The 17507-nt window shown below is 74.0% G+C and carries 9 protein-coding genes and 2 pseudogenes; 10 read left to right on the top strand and 1 reads right to left on the bottom strand.

Annotation, left to right across the window (positions count from 1 at the left end; genetic code table 11):
- Window positions 1-115: 115 nt before the first annotated feature.
- The 7 genes and pseudogenes from AC07AL_RS07725 to AC07AL_RS07695 form a co-directional block, all read left to right on the top strand.
- A pseudogene (locus AC07AL_RS07725) lies at window positions 116-7276 on the top strand (amino acid adenylation domain-containing protein); the annotation flags it as partial.
- 123 nt (window positions 7277-7399) lie between these two features.
- Window positions 7400-8446 carry an SAM-dependent methyltransferase gene (locus AC07AL_RS07720; RefSeq protein WP_478317174.1) on the top strand — a complete coding sequence of 349 codons (1047 nt, stop codon included), beginning with the start codon at window positions 7400-7402 and terminating at the stop codon, window positions 8444-8446.
- The gene (locus tag AC07AL_RS07715) at window positions 8446-9453 is read left to right on the top strand and encodes a pyridoxal phosphate-dependent aminotransferase (protein WP_478317173.1); all 1008 of its coding nucleotides are present in this window, start codon (window positions 8446-8448) and stop codon (window positions 9451-9453) included. The genes AC07AL_RS07720 and AC07AL_RS07715 overlap by 1 nt, the downstream gene beginning before the upstream one ends.
- 188 nt (window positions 9454-9641) lie before the next feature.
- Window positions 9642-10988 (top strand): MFS transporter, encoded by a 1347-nt coding sequence (locus tag AC07AL_RS07710; RefSeq protein ID WP_478317172.1) that lies wholly within the window; start codon window positions 9642-9644, stop codon window positions 10986-10988.
- Window positions 10989-11041: 53 nt separating this feature from the next.
- Window positions 11042-12139: a 4-hydroxyphenylpyruvate dioxygenase gene (gene hppD, locus AC07AL_RS07705; protein WP_363586156.1), complete on the top strand. Its 1098-nt coding sequence runs from the start codon at window positions 11042-11044 to the stop codon at window positions 12137-12139.
- Window positions 12136-13308: an alpha-hydroxy acid oxidase gene (locus AC07AL_RS07700; protein WP_478317171.1), complete on the top strand. Its 1173-nt coding sequence runs from the start codon at window positions 12136-12138 to the stop codon at window positions 13306-13308. Before hppD ends, AC07AL_RS07700 begins: the two co-directional genes overlap by 4 nt.
- 65 nt (window positions 13309-13373) lie before the next feature.
- The gene (locus AC07AL_RS07695) at window positions 13374-14603 is read left to right on the top strand and encodes an aminotransferase-like domain-containing protein (protein ID WP_363586163.1); all 1230 of its coding nucleotides are present in this window, start codon (window positions 13374-13376) and stop codon (window positions 14601-14603) included.
- A 134-nt stretch (window positions 14604-14737) separates the two neighbouring features.
- Here the strand turns inward: AC07AL_RS07695 and AC07AL_RS07690 are convergent, their stop codons facing one another.
- Window positions 14738-15292, bottom strand: a complete 555-nt coding sequence (locus AC07AL_RS07690) for a MarR family winged helix-turn-helix transcriptional regulator (protein WP_363633372.1) — start codon at window positions 15290-15292, stop codon at window positions 14738-14740.
- 232 nt (window positions 15293-15524) lie between these two features.
- Between AC07AL_RS07690 and AC07AL_RS07685 the strand changes: the two genes are divergently transcribed.
- From AC07AL_RS07685 to AC07AL_RS07675, 3 genes and pseudogenes are all read left to right on the top strand, one after another.
- On the top strand, window positions 15525-16724 hold the full coding sequence (locus AC07AL_RS07685) for a cytochrome P450 (RefSeq protein WP_363586153.1): 1200 nt from the start codon (window positions 15525-15527) through the stop codon (window positions 16722-16724).
- 39 nt (window positions 16725-16763) lie between these two features.
- Complete coding sequence (locus AC07AL_RS07680; RefSeq protein ID WP_363586152.1) at window positions 16764-16961, top strand: ferredoxin; 198 nt, start codon at window positions 16764-16766, stop codon at window positions 16959-16961.
- Window positions 16962-17122: 161 nt separating this feature from the next.
- Window positions 17123-17507, top strand: a pseudogene (locus tag AC07AL_RS07675) (hypothetical protein); the annotation flags it as partial.

Below are 17507 nucleotides of genomic sequence, written 5' to 3'. Positions count from 1 at the left end.
CAGGATGCGCGCCCGCCGCCGGCCCGGCCGGCGGCGCGGCCCGCCGCGTCCCGCGACCGCCGAACCCCACCAGCCCTACCAGCCCCAGCAGCCGTAAGTCGCCAGTCGGAGGCAGACCTTGATCCCGTTGTCGTTCGCCCAGCAGCGGCTCTGGTTCATCGAGCAGTTCGAGGGCCCGAGCGCCCTCTACAACACGCCGTTCGCCCTCCGGCTGACCGGCGAGCTCGACGCCGCCGCCCTCGAAGGCGCGCTGTGGGACGTGGTGGCCCGGCACGAGGTGCTGCGCACCGTCTTCCCGACCACCGACGGCCAGCCCCACCAGCACATCCTCGACCAGGGGCGCCCGCCGCTGCACCGGGTGCCGGTGGCCGACGAGGCCGAACTGTCCGAGCGGCTGCGCGAGGACGCCGGGCAGGTCTTCGACCTCGCCGCCGACCTCCCCGTCCGCGCCTGGCTGTACGCCCTCCCCTCGCCGGGCGAGCACGTCCTGCTGCTGCTGACGCACCACATCGCCAGCGACGGCTGGTCCGTCGCCCCGCTCTTCCGCGACCTCGCCACCGCGTACGAGGCCCGGCTCGCCGGCACCGAGCCGCAGTGGGAGCCGCTGCCGGTGCAGTACGCCGACTACACCCTCTGGCAGCGCGAGCTGCTCGGCGAGGAGGACGACCCCGAGAGCGTCGTCTCCCTTCAACTCGCCTACTGGCAGCAGGCGTTGTCCGGCCTCCCGGAGGAGCTGGCGCTCCCCTACGACCGGCCGCGCCCGGCCGCGCCCACCCGCCGGGGCGGCGCCGCCGAGTTGGAACTCGACGTCGAACTGCACACCGCACTGGCCGAGTTGGCCGGCACGCAGAACGCCAGCCTCTTCATGGCCCTGCAAGCCGCCGTCGCCACCCTCTACACCCGCCTCGGTACGGGCACCGACCTGCCGATCGGCACCGTCGTCGCCGGACGCACCGACGAAGCCCTCGACGACCTGGTCGGCTTCTTCGTCAACACCCTGCTGCTGCGCACCGACACCACCGGCGACCCCACCTTCCGCGAGTTGCTGGACCGCGTCCGCCGCACCGACCTCGACGCCTACGACCACCAGGACATCCCCTTCGAGCGCCTGGTCGAACACCTCAACCCCACCCGCACCGCCGGCCACCCCCTCTTCCAGTCGCTCGTCACCCTGAACACGGAGCGGGCCGGCGACCTCGCCTTCGGCCCGGCGTCGGCCCGGCCGGTCGAGGCCGGCGAGGCCCAGGCCCAGTTCGACCTGAACTTCAACTTCGTCGAGCACCTCACGGAGGACGGCGACTGCCTCGGTGTCCGCGGCGCCGTCGACTACGCGGCCGACCTCTTCGACCACGCCACCGCCACCGCCCTCGCCGAGCGCCTGCTGCGCGTCCTGCGCGCCGTCGCGGCCGACCCGGACACCCCGATCGGCAGCATCGACATCCTCGACCCCGCCGAACGCGAGCACCTGCTCACCGGCTGGAACGGACCGACCGCACCGGTGCCCGACACCAGCCTGCCCCGGCTGTTCGAGGCCCAGGCCGCCACCACCCCCGACGCCCCCGCCCTGATCACCGACGCCGAACAGCTCAGCTACGCCGAACTGAACGGCCGCGCCAACCGCCTCGCCGCCCTGCTGCTGGCGCGCGGCCTGACCACCGAACAGCCGGTGGCGGTGCTGATGGAGCGCTCCGCCGGGCTGCTCACGGCCGTCCTCGCGATCGCCAAGGCGGGCGGCACGTACGTCCCGCTGGACGACCGCTACCCGCTGGACCGGCTCCAGCACATCCTCACCGACACCCGCACCGGCCTGCTGCTCACCGACCCGGCCCACCACGGGCATCCGGTCCTCGCCACCGGCGGCTTCGCCACCGTCGAGGTCACCGACGCCCTGCTCGCCACGGCCCCCGAGGCGGGCGACCCGGCCGTGCCCGTGCACCCCGGCCAGCTGGTCTACGTGATGTACACCTCGGGCTCGACCGGCCTGCCCAAGGGCGTCGCCGTCACCCACCGCAACGTGGTGGACCTGCTGGGCAACCAGCACTTCCGCGCGGGCCACCACGAGCGTGTCCTGCTGCACTCGCCCACCGCCTTCGACGCCTCCACCACCGAGATCTGGGCGCCGCTCGTCACCGGCGGGGCGATCGTGCTGGCCGAGCCCGGCGAGCTGGACATCCGGCGCCTCGCCGAGACCATCACCACCCACCGGGTGACCCTGGTCCAGGCGCCCTCGGGCCTGCTGCGGCTGATGGCCGAGGAGACGCCGGAGGCCTTCCGGGCCGTCCGGCAGGTGTGGACCGGCGGCGACGTCGTCCCGCCCGAGGCCGTCCGCCGGCTCTTCCAGGCGTGCCCGGACACCTCCGTCGTCGCGGTCTACGCGCCCACCGAGACGACGGCCATCAAGACCACCTTCACCATGACCCCCGCCTCGGCGGTCCCGAACGTGGTACCGATCGGCCGCCCGCTGGCCAACACCCGGACGTACGTCCTCGACACCACCTTGCAGCCCGTACCCGCCGGCGTGGCAGGCGAGCTCTACATCGCCGGCGCCGGACTCGCCCGCGGCTACACCGGCCGCCCCTCCCTCACCGCCGAACGCTTCGTCGCCTGCCCGTTCCTCGCCGGCGAACGGATGTACCGCACCGGCGACCTCGCCCGCTGGACCACCGACGGCGTCCTGGAATTCCTCGGCCGCGCCGACGACCAGGTCAAGATCCGCGGCTTCCGCATCGAACTCGGCGAAGTCGAAACCGCCTTCACCGCCCACCCCGCCGTCGGCCAAGCCCTCGCCCACGTCCGCGAAGACCAACCCGGCGACAAACGCCTCGTCGTCTACACCACCCTCACCACCACCTCCACCGGCAACGTCACCGGCAACGTCACCCCCGGCGAACTGCGCGCCGCCGTCACCGACACCCTCCCCAGCTACATGCTCCCCGCCGCCGTCGTCATCCTCGACACCCTCCCCGTCACCGCCAACGGCAAAGTCGACCGCCGCGCCCTCCCCGCCCCCGACTACACCGGCACCACCGAAGGCCGCGCCCCCCGCAACACCACCGAACAAACCCTCTGCACACTCTTCGCCGACGTCCTCGGACTCACCACCGTCACCATCGACGACCGCTTCTTCGACCTCGGCGGCCACTCCCTCCTCGCCACCAAACTGGTCAGCCGCATCCGCACCGCCCTCAGCACCGAACTTCCCATCCGGGCCCTGTTCGACGCCCCGACCGTCGCCGCCCTGGCCGCCGTCCTGCCCGCCTCCGGCACGGCCCGTCCGGCCCTGCGGCCCATCGACCGGCCCGAGCGCATCCCGCTCTCCCCGGCACAGCAACGCCTGTGGTTCATCGACCAGTTCGAGGGCCCCAACGCGCTCTACAACACCCCGTGCGCGGTGCGCCTGACCGGTCGGGTCGACGCCCCCGCCCTCCAGGCGGCGCTGACGGACGTCCTCGACCGCCACGAGGTGCTGCGCACCGTCTACCCGACCACCGACGGCCAGCCCCGCCAGCTGATCGTCGAGCGTCCCGAACTCCCGCTGCACACCGTGTCGGTGGCCACCGAGGAAGCGCTCCAGGACGCCCTGGCCGAGGCCGGCGGGGAGGTCTTCGACCTCGCCCACGACCTGCCCGTCCGCGCCACGCTGTTCTCCCTCCCGCAGGACGAACACGTCCTGCTCGTCCTGATGCACCACATCGCCACCGACGGCTGGTCCGTCGCCCCGCTCCTGCACGACCTCGCCACCGCCTACGAAGCCCGCCTCGCCGGCACCGCACCGCAGTGGGAGCCGCTGCCGGTGCAGTACGCCGACTACGCCCTCTGGCAGCACGAACTCCTCGGCACCCCGCAACAACCCACCACCCTGCTCACCGAACAACTCGCCCACTGGCAGCAGGTGCTGTCCGGCCTCCCCGAGGAACTGGCGCTCCCCTACGACCGGCCGCGCCCGACCGCGCCGACCCGTCGGGGTGCGGCGGTGGAACTGCACCTGGACGGCGAACTCCACGGCGCCCTGGTCGAGTTGGCGCAGCAGAGCCGAGCCAGCGTGTTCATGGTGATGCAGGCGGCACTCGCCACCACGCTGGGCCGCCTGGGCGCGGGCACCGACCTGCCGATCGGCACCGTCGTCGCCGGGCGCACCGACGAAGCGCTCGACGACCTGGTCGGCTTCTTCGTCAACACCCTGGTGCTGCGCACCGACACGTCCGGCGACCCGAGCTTCCGGGAGCTGCTGGAGCGCGTCCGGATCGGCACCCTGGACGCCTTCGGGCACCAGGACGTGCCCTTCGAGCGCCTGGTCGAGCTGCTCAACCCGGCGCGCTCGACGGCCCGGCACCCGCTCTGCCAGGTGATGCTGACCTCCGGCGGCGACGCCGGAACGATCCGCCTCGGCGGCCTGCCGGGCCGGGTCGAGGCGCTGGATTCGGACCTCGCCAAGTTCGACCTGACCTTCGCCTTCAGCGAGGCCTTCGACCGTGACGGCACCCCCGCCGGCCTGGAGCTGACGGTCGAGTACGCCGTCGACCTGTTCGACCGGGCCACGGCGGCGGCGACGGCCGCGCGGTTCGAGCGCGCCCTGCGCGCGGTGCTGGCCGACCCTGACCAGCGGGTGGGCCAGGTGGAGATCCTGGCGCCGGAGGAGCGCCGACAGCTGATCACGGCCTGGAACGACACCGACCACTCCGTCGCCCCCGCCACCTTCCCGGCGCTCTTCCAGGCCCAGGCCGCCGCCCGCCCCGACGCCGTCGCCCTCGCCTTCGGCGCCGAGCAGCTCACCTACGCCGAGCTGAACGGACGCGCCAACCGCCTCGCCCGGCTGCTCACCGCACACGGCGCGGGCCCCGAGCGGTTCGTCGCGATCGCCCTGGAGCGCTCGATCGAGCTCATCGTCGCCCAGCTCGCCGTCCTCAAGGCCGGCGCGGCCTTCCTCCCGCTCGACCCGCGCTACCCGGCCGACCGCATCGCCTACATGCTCGCCGACGCCGCCCCCGTCCTGGTCCTCACCACCGGCACGGTGGCCGCCGGCCTGCCGGCCGACAGCGCCGTCCCGCGCCTGCTGGTCGAGGAGCTCGACACCTCCGGCCACCCGGCACACGACCTCACCGACGCCGAAACCGACGCCGAAACCGGCACCGAACCCGACGCCGAAACCGGCACCGCCACCACCCCCGACGCCGCCGCGTACGTCATCTACACCTCCGGCTCCACCGGCCGCCCCAAGGGCGTCGTCGTCCCCCACACCGGCCTCGCCGCCCTGGTCGAGAGCCAGCGCCAGAGCCTGGCCGTGACCCCGGACAGCCGCTACCTGCTGTTCGCCTCCCCCTCCTTCGACTCCGCCGTCGCCGAACTCAGCCTGGCCCTGCTCACCGGCGCCCGCGCCGTCCTCGCCGACGCCGACCAGCTGCTGCCCGGCCCCGCCCTGGTCGAACTGATCGCCGAGCAGGGCGTCACCCACGTCACCCTGCCGCCAACCGCCCTGGCCGTCCTGCCCCCCGACGCGCTCGCGCACGTCGAGACCCTGGCCGTCGCCGGGGAGGCCTGCCCGCCCGACCTCGTCGAGCACTGGTCCGCCCGCCTGCGGATGGTCAACGCCTACGGGCCGACGGAATCCACCGTCTGCGCCAGCATGACCACCCCGCTGTCCGGCCGGATCGCACCGCCGCTGGGCCGGCCCATCCTGAACACCCGGCTGCACGTCCTGGACGCCGCCCTGCAGCCCGTCCCCGCCGGGGTCGTCGGCGAGCTCTACCTCGCGGGCTCCGGCCTGGCCAGGGGCTACCTCAACCGGCCCGGCCTGACCGCCGAGCGCTTCGTCGCCAACCCGTACGGCGCCCCCGGCAGCCGGATGTACCGCACCGGTGACCTCGCCCGCCGCCGGGCCGACGGCTCCCTGGAGTACCTCGGCCGCACCGACCACCAGGTCAAGGTCCGCGGGTTCCGCATCGAACCCGGCGAGATCGAGGCCGCCCTCGTCCGCCACCCCTCCCTCGCCCAGGCCTTCGTCCTGGTCCGCGAGGACCGCCCCGGCGACCGGCGCCTGGTCGGCTACGCCGTGGCCCGGCCCGGGCAGACGGTCGACCAGGCCCTCCTGCGGGCCCACGTCGGCGCGACCCTGCCCGACTACATGGTGCCCTCCGCCGTCGTGGCCCTGGACGCCCTCCCCCTCACCGCCAACGGCAAGGTCGACCGCCGCGCCCTCCCCGCCCCCGACACCGCCGCCTGGCCCGGCGCCGGGCGGGCGCCCGGCACGCCGCAGGAGGAGGTGCTCTGCGGGCTGTTCGCCGACGTGCTCGGGCTCGAACGGGTCGGTGTGGACGACAACTTCTTCGAGCTGGGCGGGCACTCGCTGCTGGCCGCCCGGCTGGTCGCGGGGCTGCGGGAGCTGGTCGGCGCGGGCGAGGGGATCGGGGTCCGCACCGTGTTCGAGGCGCCGACCGTCGCCGGGCTCGCCGAGCGGCTCGCCCGGGGGCCGGGCGCCGAGAGCTTCCCCGTCCTGCTGCCGATCCGCACCCGGGGCTCGCGCCCGCCGCTGTTCTGCGTCCACCCGGCCGCGGGCATCAGCTGGGTGTACACGGGGCTGCTGCGCCACCTCGACGCCGAGCAGCCGATCTACGGCCTCCAGGCCCCGGGCCTGGCCGATCCGGGCCACCGCCCCTCCTCCGTCGCGGAGTTGGCGCGCGACTACCTCGCGCAGATCCGCGCCGTCCGCCCCGAGGGCCCGTACGCCCTGCTCGGCTGGTCCTTCGGCGGGGCCGTCGCCCACGCGATCGCCGCACTGCTGCGCGACCAGGGCGAGGAGGTCCGGCTGCTGGCCCTGCTGGACGCCTATCCGGGCGCCGGCGAGGCCGGGCCCGAGCAGTGGCGGAACGACCCGGAGCAACTGGCAGTGATCCTCGACTCGCTCGGCCACCCGGCCGGGGAGATCGGCGCCTGGCCCGAGGACGAGGACGGCTACGCCGAGCTGGTCCGGCACGGCGAGGGCCCGCTCGCGGGCCTCAGCGGCGCCGCGGTGGCCCGGGTGGTCGCGGTCTTCCAGGCCAACGCCGAGCTGGCGCACGCGCTCCCGCTGCCCGGCTACGACGGCGACGCGGTGGTCTTCACCGCCGCCAAGGACCGCCCTGCCGACGCCCCCGACCCGGACGGCTGGCGCCCCCACGTGGGCGGCCGGATCGACGTCCACGAGGTGCCGAGCACCCACGGCGCCATGACGGGCCCCAAGGCGCTCGCCGTCATCGGCCCGGTGCTCGCCGCCCGCCTGACCGACCGACCGGCCACCTGACCGACCGGCCGCCGACCGGCCTCCTGACCCGCCGGCTTTCGCATCCCTTCCGACCGCAGGCCACCGACCTGCACCCACCGCGCGGGCCGCACCCGGCCCGCCCACCGAGAAACGGACACCACCATGACCACTGCCGCCATCCCCGACACCTGGCGCGGCGTCACCCCGTCGCCGATCACGTCGACCGACGCCTACAACGGCTTCATCGCCGCCAACGTGATCTTCGCGCTGGACCGGATCGGCGTGCTGGAGAAGCTCGGGCGCTGCGAGCCGCTCTCGGCCGTCGAGGCCACCGCCCAGGGCGGTGACACCGCCCGGACCGAGGCCGTCCTGCGCGCCGCCGCCGACTGCGGCTACGTCAAGGCCGACGGCGGCACCTACGTGCCCACCGAGGTGGGCCTCGAAGTCGCCGCCGCGCGCGGCTACTTCACCTGGGCCGTCGGCGGGTACCACGACGTGTTCGGCCGCGCCGGGCACCTGAGCGCGGGGACGCACCGCTACAGCGAGGACGTCCTGCGCGACGAGGCGATGGTCGCCCTCGGCTCCGCCCAGTGCGACCAGTCGCTGTTCGCCGCGCAGCTGACCGACGTGCTCTCCGGCATCGACTTCCGCACCATCGCCGACCTGGGCAGCGGCACCTCCGCCCGGGTGCGCCGGGTGGTCGGGCAGCGCGAGGGCACCCGGGGCCTGGGCATCGACATCAGCCGCCCGGCCACCGACATCGCCCGCCGCGACATCGTCACGGCCGGGATGCAGGACCGCGTCACCGCCGTCCGGGCCGACGTCCTGGGCCTGCTCGGCACCCAGATCGACAACGACGCCGAGGCCGCCGAGGTGGCCGAGGTCGACACCGTGATGAGCTTCTTCCTGCTGCACGACCTGCTGGCCGACCCGGCCACCCGCTCCTCGATCTTCACCCGGATGCGGGAGGCCTTCCCGAAGGCCCGCACCTTCGTGCTCGGCGACACCATGCTGCGCGGCCCGGGCGAGTCCCAGAGCGCCCTGCCGGTCTTCTCGGTCGGCTTCGAGCTGGCGCACGCGATGATGGGCGTGCCGCTGCACACCAAGGAGACGTACGAGGAACTGTTCACCGACGCCGGACTGCGGATCGACCGCGTCGAGGCGCTGGCCACCCCGCACTCCTGGCTCTACGTCCTCCAGGCCGACTGATGGCCGCCGCCGCCAGACACCTGCTGGCGCAGAACGAGCACCCGGGCCCGCCGCTGCCGTCCGTCGTGGCCGCCCTGGCCGCGGCCGCCGGCGACCTGCACCGGTACCCGGACTTCCGCCCGCAGCGGATCGAGGGGATCATCGCCGACTGGCAGCGCGTCCCGGCCCCTCAGGTCGTGGTCGGCCACGGCTCGGCGGGCGTGGCGCTGGACCTCTTCCACGCCGTCGTCGGGCCCGGCGACAACGTGGTGCACTCGGCGCCCTGCTTCGACGCGTACCCGCTGTTCTGCGAGATCGCCCGGGCCGAGGCCCGGGCCGTCCCGCTCGACCCCGACGCCCGGCACGACCTGGCCGCGATGGCCGATCGGCTGGACGAACGCACCCGGATCGTCGTGCTGTGCAACCCGCACAACCCGACCGGCACGGTCTACTCCTGGGCGGAGCTGACGGACTTCTTCCGCCTGGTCCCGGCCACGGCGCTGATCCTGCTGGACGAGGCGTACGTCGACTTCGCCCGGGACTGGGCGGCCCCGGCGGTGCCGGACCGGATCTCCGAGTGGCCGAACCTGGTGGTGCTGCGCACCCTCTCCAAGTCGCACGGCATCGCCGCCCTGCGGATCGGCTACGCGCTCGCGGAGGAGTCCGTGGCCCAGCGGGTACGGGACCACCAGGTCCCGTACGCGGTGAACCGGCTCCAGGAGGCGGGCCTGCTGGCCGCCGTCTCGGCCCAGGACGAGGTGGACCGGCGGATCGCCGAGATCGCCGCCGAGCGGGAGCGCCTGCGGGCCGAACTGCTGCGGCTGGGCTGGACGGTGGCGCCCAGCCTGACCAACTTCCTCTGGGTCGTCGCGCCGGGCGACCAGCTCCCCCTGCGGGCGGAGCTGGAGCGCCGAGGGGTGGCCGTCCGCTACTACCCCGGCCAGGGCATCCGGATCGCCGTCGGTGAGAAGGACGCCAACGACGCGGTGATCGAGGGCTTCACCGCCACCGCGCCCGCCGCTCCCTGACCGCACCCCGCGCCCGCGCATCCCGGCCGTCTCCGCACGTCCCAGCACGTCCCCGCACGTCCCCGCGCACGGCGCGTGAGGGCGCACCGTCCGCGCCCCACGCGCCGAGCAGCCCAGCACCCTCAGCAACCCAGCACGCCCGGCACGCCCAGCACCCGAAGCGCCGTCGGCGCAGCGAAGGAACCGCGATGCACCCGCTGTTGGCCCGCCCGGAGTTCCGGCGCTACCTCGCCGGGCAGACCCTGTCCGTCCTCGGCGACAGCGCCCTCTCCATCGCCCTCGGCATCTGGGCCAAGGTGCTGACCGGCAGCAACTCCGCCGCCGGGCTGGTGCTGTTCTGCTTCGCCGCGCCGCTGCTGCTCCTGCCGCTGGGCGGCCTGCTCGCCGACCGGGTCCGGCGCAGACCGCTGCTGGTCGGCGTCAACCTGATAGTGGCAGTGGGGTTGACGCCCCTGCTGCTCGTCGACGGTCCGGACCGGGTCTGGATCATCTACTGCACGGCCTCGCTCTGCGGTCTCGCCGGGGCCGTGCTGGCCCCGGCGCAGAGCGCCCTGCTGCGGACGATCCTGACGGATCGTCAGGACTTCGGCGCGGCAGCCGGGTTCACCCAGAGCGCCCGGGCCGGCACCACGCTGGTCGCGCCGCTGCTCGGCTCGGGCCTCTACAGCTGGCTGGGCGGGCACGCCGTGGCGCTGGCCGACCTCGGCGTGCTGCTGCTGGCGGCCCTGGCCTTCCTCGGCCTGCGGGCGGACGAGCCCAGGCCGGAGCCCTCGGGCCTCCGGTGGCGCACCGATGTGCTGGCGGGCTTCGCCCACCTGCGCGGTGCGACCGGGCTGCGCCCGCTGGTGGCGGCCACCGCCGTCACGGGCTTCGTGCTGAGCCTGCTCCAGCCGGTGCTGTTCGCGCTGACCCAGCACGGGCTGCACCGCCCGCCGCAGTTCCTCGGCGTGCTGGAGACGACCGAGGCGGTCGGGGCGCTGGGCGGCTCGGTGGTCGGCGGTCTGCTGATCGGCCGGCTCGGACCGCGCCGGACGGTCATGGCGGGGTCGGTGGTGTTCGGCCTCGGCACGGTACTCCTGCTCGCGCCGTCCCTCCCCGTGGTGGCGGCCGGCCTGGTGATCGCCGGGGCGGGCATCCCAGCCGCCATGGTCGGCCTCGCCACGGCCGCCCAGGCGGCCACGCCGCCCCAGCTGATGGGCCGCGCCCAGGCGGCCGTCAACCTCTCGCTCACCGCCCCGCAGGCCCTCGCGGTCGGCGTCGGCTCCGGACTGGTGGCCGCCCTGGACTTCCGGGTCGTGCTGGCCGTGATGGTGCTCGGCGCCCTGCTCGCGGCCGCCCACCTGCTCGGCAAGCCCGAGGCCCCGACCGGGCCCGAGGCCCCCGCCGGCACCGAGACCTCCGCCGAGCCCGCGGCCCCCGAAGAGCCCGAGAGCCCCACCGAGCCTCCGGCCGGCTCCGAGAGCCCCACCGAGCCTCCGGCCGGCTCCGAGAGCCCCACCGAGCCCGGGAGCGCCCCGGACCTCCAGCGCACCTGATCGCCCGATCACCCTCGACACCTCCTCTCCTTCCTCACCAGAAAGCTCCTCAGATGACCGACCGCTCCTCGCCCACCACCGCCCCGCTCCCCGTCGAACTGGACCACGTCGAGTTCTACCTGTCCGACCTCACCGCCGAGACCGCCCGGCTGACCAGCGAGTACGGCTTCGAGCTGCTCGTCCCGCCCACCGAGCGCGGCGAGGCCGCCGAGCGCTGCCTCTCGGCGCTGGTCGGGCAGGGCACCATCCGGCTGCTGCTCACCCAGCCGCTGGCCGGCGGCCACCCGGCCACCGACTACCTGGCCCGGCACGGCGACGGCGTGGGCGCACTGGCCCTGCGGGTGCCGGACGCCGCCGACGCCTACCGGACGCTGACCGGCCGGGGCGCCGACGGCCTGCGCCCGCCGCAGGCCGCGCACGGCTGCGTCACGGCGGTGGTCGGCGCCTTCGGCGACGTGGTGCACACCCTGATCGAGCGCGGCCCCGAGGCCCCCGCCGACCGGATCCCCGGCCTGCCGGACGCCGCCCCGGTCACCGACACCGGCACGACGGGGCTGCGCTCCGTCGACCACTTCGCGGTCTGCGTCCCCTCCGGCGAGCTGCGCGAGACCGTCCGCCGGTACTGCGAGGTCTTCGGCTTCCGGATGATCTTCGAGGAGCGGATCGAGGTCGGCGCGCTCGGCATGGACTCGGCGGTCGTGCAGAGCGCCGACCACAGCGTCACGCTCACCCTGATCGAGCCGCTCAGCCCGGACGCGGGCGGCCAGATCGCCTCCTTCCTCGCCGACCACGGCGGCGCCGGGGTGCAGCACGTGGCCTTCTCCTCCGCCGACGCCGTGCACTCCGTCTCCGCGATGGCGGAGCGCGGCGTGCCGTTCCTGCGCACCCCGGGCGCGTACTTCGACGCGCTGCCCGCCCGTCTGACGCCACTGCGGCACTCGCTCGACCAGCTGCGCGCCCTGCACCTGCTGGTCGACCAGGACCACGACGGCCAGCTGTTCCAGATCTTCACCCGCTCCCAGCACCCGCGCGGCACCTTCTTCTTCGAGGTGATCGAGCGCATCCGGGCCCGCACCTTCGGCAGCAACAACGTCCGCGCCCTCTACGAGGCCGTCGAACTCCAGCGCAGCGCCAGCGAAGTGGCCGGATGAGCGCGCCGGCCCTGACCGGGCACCAGCCCTCCCCCGCCCCGTCGCCCTCCTCCCCGTCACCCTCCCCCCAGCCGCTCTCCGTCGCCGAGTACGCGGAGCCCGCCCGGGCCGTCCTCGCGCCCGAGGTCTGGGACTGGCTGGAGGGCGGCGCGGAGCGCGAGAGGACCCTCGCCGGCAACCGGGCGGCCTTCGACCAGCTGGCCCTGGTGCCCCGAGTGCTGGCCGACGTCTCCGCCTGCGACACCGCCACCACCCTGGTGCGCAGCCGCGCGACCCTGCCGGCGGCGGTGGCGCCCGTCGCGTACCACCGGCTGTTCCACCCCGAGGGCGAGCTGGCCTCGGCCCGGGCGGCGGCCGCGGCGGGGGTGCCGTTCACCGTCGGCACGCTCAGCAGCGTCGGCTTCGAGGAGCTGGCCGCGACGGGAGCCACGCTCTGGTTCCAGCTGTACTGGCTGCGCGACCGGGGGCGGCTGCTCGACCTGGTCGCGGCGGCCGAGGCGGCGGGCAGCGAATGCCTGGTCGTCACCGCCGACGTGCCGTTCATGGGCCGCCGCCTGCGCGACGCCAAGAACGCCTTCGCGCTGCCCGCGGACGTCCGCGCGGTCCTGCTCGAAGACGGCGCCGCCGGGCGGGCCCACCAGGCGACCACCGCCGTCTCGGCCGTGGCCGCGCACACCGCCGAGCTGCTCTCCCCCGCCGTCACCTGGGCGGATCTCGCCTGGCTGCGCGAGCACACCAGCCTGCCGCTGATGGTCAAGGGGGTGCTCGACCCGGCGGACGCGGTGCGAGCCGCCGAACTCGGCGCCGAAGCCGTGGTGGTGTCCAACCACGGCGGCCGCCAGCTCGACCGGGCCGTCCCCTCGATCACCGCGCTGCCCGCCGTCGCCGAGGCGCTGGCCGGCCGCGCCTGCCAGGTGCTGCTGGACAGCGGGGTGCGCGGCGGATCGGACGTGCTCACCGCCCTCGCCCTCGGGGCGTCCGGGGTGTTGCTCGGACGCCCGATGATCTGGGGCCTGGCGGCCCGGGGCGAGGCCGGCTGCGCCCACGTGCTCGACCTGCTGGCCGCGGAGCTGCGGCACGCGCTCGGCCTGGCGGGCTGCGCCGACCTGAGCGCGGCCGCCGCGCTGCGCACCACCCCCATGCCCTGCCCCACCTGGAGTGCACCGTGACCACCACCGCCCCACCCCGCGGCCTGCTGCGGGCCGACCTGCACCCCTCCCTCGCCGACCCGGCGATGACCTCGATGAACCTGCTCAACGAGATCTCCATCCGCTACCCGGAGGCGGTCTCCTTCGCCGCGGGCCGCCCGGCGGAGCAGTTCTTCGAACTCGACGCCGTCCACCGCCACCTGGACCGCTACGTCGCCCACCTGCGCGCCGAGCGCGGGCTCTCCGAGGAGGCGGCCCGGCGGCAGGTGCTCCAGTACGGGCGGACCAAGGGGATCATCCACGAGCTGATCGCCACCCACCTCGCGGTGGACGAGGGCATCGAGGTGCCCGCCGAGTCGATCGTGGTGACGGTGGGCTGCCAGGAGGCGATGTTCCTGGTGCTGCGGGCGCTGCGCCGCGGCCCCGAGGACGTGGTGCTCGCCGTCTCGCCCACGTACGTGGGGCTGACCGGCGCGGCGCTGCTCGCCGACCTGCCGGTGCGGCCGGTGGCCGACGGCCCGGACGGCGTGGACCTCGCCGACCTGCGCCGCCAACTGGCCGCCGCCCGGGCCGAGGGGCTGCGCCCGCGCGCCCTCTACCTGGTACCGGACGTCGCCAACCCGAGCGGGGCCAGCCTGCCGCTGGAGCTGCGGCGGGAGCTGCTCGCCCTGGCCGCCGAGGAGGACTTCCTCCTGCTGGAGGACAACCCGTACTGCGTCTTCGCCGGCGAGGAGCGGCTGCCCTCGCTCAAGGCCCTGGACACCGAACGGCGGGTCGTCCACCTCGGCTCCTTCGCCAAGACGGCCCTCCCGGGCGCCCGGGTCGGGTACGTGGTGGCGGACCAGCCGGTGGCGGACGGCGCGGGCGGCACCGACCTGCTGGCCGACCTGCTCGGCATGATCAAGAGCATGACCACGGTGAACACCTCACCGATCGCCCAGGCCGTGATCGGCGGGGCACTGCTCGAACACGGCTACAGCCTGCGGGCCGCCAACACCGAGGTCGCCGCGCTCTACCGGCGCAACCTCGCGCTCGTCCTGGCGGGCCTGGCCCGGCGCTTCCCGCCCGGCAGCGGGGTGAGCTGGAACGAGCCGCGCGGCGGGTTCTTCTTGGTGGTCACCGTGCCGTTCGTGGTGGACGACGCGCTGCTCGAACTCTCGGCCTCGGAGTACGGGGTGATCTGGACCCCGATGTCGCACTTCTACCCGGACGCGGGCGGGGAGCGGCAACTGCGGCTCTCCGTCAGCCAGGTCGACCCGGACACCGTCGACCGCGGGCTGGACGGACTGGCCGCCCTGATCGCCGCACGGTCCTGATCTCCGTAAGGTCCTGATTTCCGTACGGTTTTGATCGCCACACGGTCCTGATCACCGTACGGTTTCGATCGCCGTACGGTCCTGACCTCGGAGGGGGCGCCCGCTCCGGCGCCCCCTCCTTGCCGGGCCCCGCGTCAGGGGCAGCGGTTCGGGCCCGGGTCGGCGATGCCGACGCTCCCGGGCGCCCGGTCCGCCGGCGTGGCGTCCTCGGACAGCATCTTGATCCGGACCTGCCGCACATACCGGTCCACCAAGTGGCGCAGCACGCTGACCGTGGCGGCGACGTCCGGCGCCGGAATGCCGTCCAGCGCATTGGCCAGACCGGCGATGTTGGCCTGTTTCAGACGGTTGAGCATCGCCCGCCCCTCGGCCGTGAGCGCCACCTGGCGGGCCCGGCGGTCCAGCGCGTCCGGAGTGCGTTCCACCAGTTGCTGGGTCTGCAGCCGGTCGATCTGCCGGGTGACGTGGGAGGGCTTGACCATCAGCCGGGCGGCCAGGTCGCCCACGCGGCTGACCTCCTCGGCCTCGGCGAGCGCGCGCAGCAGGTAGACGTCCGAGCGCGCCGCCGTGATGCCGGCCCGCGCCGTCTGGCGCTCGTGTTCCTGCGAGCGGGTCAGCAGGTAGGCCAGCGAGGCCAGCACCTCCTCCAGTTCGGAGGTGGCGGTCGGATTGTCTGTTGCGTCCGGCATGGGGGAACTGTAGCGACCCCGTTCGGGGAGTGGCTCCCCTCTCGACCACTGACCGGTTTCCAGACAGATTCGTTCGCCACCGGATGGGCCCTTTCGCCACCACTGACCGCGAGTTAGCGTGACGGTGAGTTAGTTGCTTAGGGCATGCAACGGTCCCGGGCGCTACCCCACGGCACCGCAGGCCCATCCGCTCGGCGCCACCGGCAAATCCGCTCCGCGAAGGGAGCCCATGATGGCCACCGCCGCTCACAACCCCCGGTTCACCCACCCCGCCGCCCGTGGCGGCTGCCCGTTCGACCCGCCGCCGGCCTACCAGCAGGCCCAGCAGGACGAACCGATCAGCCGGATCACCCTCTGGGACGGCGCCCCCAGCTGGCTGGTCACCCGCCACGACGACATCAAGGCCGTGCTCAGCGACGCCCGCTTCAGCTCGGACGCCGCCCGGCCCGGCTTCCCGTTCATCAGCGCCGGAGCCCGGCAGCTGAGCACCGGCCAGCGGACCTTCATCCGGATGGACGACCCGGAGCACGCCCACCTGCGCCGGATGCTCACCAGCGAATTCATGATCAAGAAGGTCGAGGCACTGCGCCCCGAGGTCCAGCGCATCGCCGACGAACTGCTCGACGAGCTGACCGCCGGCCGCAACTCCGGCGACCTGGTCCACGAGTTCGCGCTGCCGCTGCCGTCCCTGGTCATCTGCCTGCTGCTCGGCGTCCCCTACCAGGACCACGACTTCTTCCAGGAGTGCAGCCGGGTCCTGCTGCGCCGCGACTCCTCGGCCGAAGAGGTGCAGATCGCCCAGAAGAACCTGGTCGACTACCTGGTCAAGCTCACCGACTCCAAGCGCACCGAGCCCGACGACGGCATCCTCAGCCGCCTGGTCGCCCGCGGCGAACTGAGCACCGAGGAGATCGGCGCCATGGGCCGGCTGCTGCTGGTCGCCGGACACGAGACCACGGCGAACATGACCGCGCTCTCCATCCTGGCCCTGCTGCAGAACCCCACCCAGCTCGCCCACCTGCGCGAGCACCCGGAGTCGGTCGCCGGCGCCGTCGAGGAACTGCTGCGCTACCTCACCATCGTGCACTCCGGCCTGACCCGGGTCGCCACCGAGGACGTCACCGTCGGCGGCGTCCGGATCCGAGCGGGCGAGGGCGTGATCTGCATGATCAGCACCGCGAACCGGGACGAGCAGAAGTTCCCCGACGGCGACGAGCTCGACCTCTCCCGCGACGCGCGCCTCCACCTGGCCTTCGGCTTCGGCGTCCACCAGTGCCTCGGACAGCCCCTGGCCCGGCTGGAACTGCAGATCGCGCTGAACTCCATCCTGCAGCGACTGCCCGAACTGCGCCTGGCCGTACCGTTCGAGGAGATCCGCTTCCGGGGCGACATGCTCATCTACGGCGTCCACGAGCTCCCCCTCGCCTGGTAGCGGCCCCCGCGTCCGAACCGATCCTCCGAAAGGAAAGCCATGCTCATCCACATCGACCAGGAAAAGTGCTGCGGCGCCGGCCACTGCGTACTGGCCGCCCCCGAGGTCTTCGACCAGCGCGAGGAGGACGGCATCGTCATCCTCCTCGACGCCGCACCCCCCGCCGACCTCCACCAGGCCGTCCAGGACGCCGCCGCGGTCTGCCCGGCCGCGGCCATCCGCCTCGAACACCTGTAATCATCCCCACTCCCCAACCCGCCGCCGGGCGAAGACCCTGACCGCGCGTCGGGTCCGGCCGAACCGACCGGTCCCGACCGAGGCCGAACCTCGACATCCACGCCGTGGAACAATGGACGGACCTCGCGAGGGGAGGCGGCGAGCATCGAAGGAGCGGCGGGTTGGCAGGGCTGGTGACCGACTGGATCCGGGTTCCGGTGGGCGAGGACGCTTCGAGGTGGACCACCCGCGGTGGCTGCCGCCGGGTTCTCCTCGTCGTCCACAACGTGACCTCCGCGACCCGGCTCCTGGACGTCGTTCCGCTGTTCCGCGACGACCTCAGGATCCAACTGCTGGCCGCCTGCACGGGATCGTCCCCCTTCAGCGCAGGAGTCGCCGAGCTGCTGAGCTCCCTCGGGGTTCCGGTACTTCCGTGGGAGCAGGCCAAGCAGACACCCGTCGACCTCGCCCTGTCAGCCAGCTTCGGCGGTGAACTCTCCGTTTTCCAGGGGAAGTTGGTCGTCCTCTCGCACGGAGCCGGATACAATAAAAGGCTTGCGACACCGA

It is taken from the genome of Kitasatospora sp. NPDC043949 (assembly GCF_056435365.1).
This window is presented reverse-complemented; position numbering and strand designations above follow the sequence as displayed.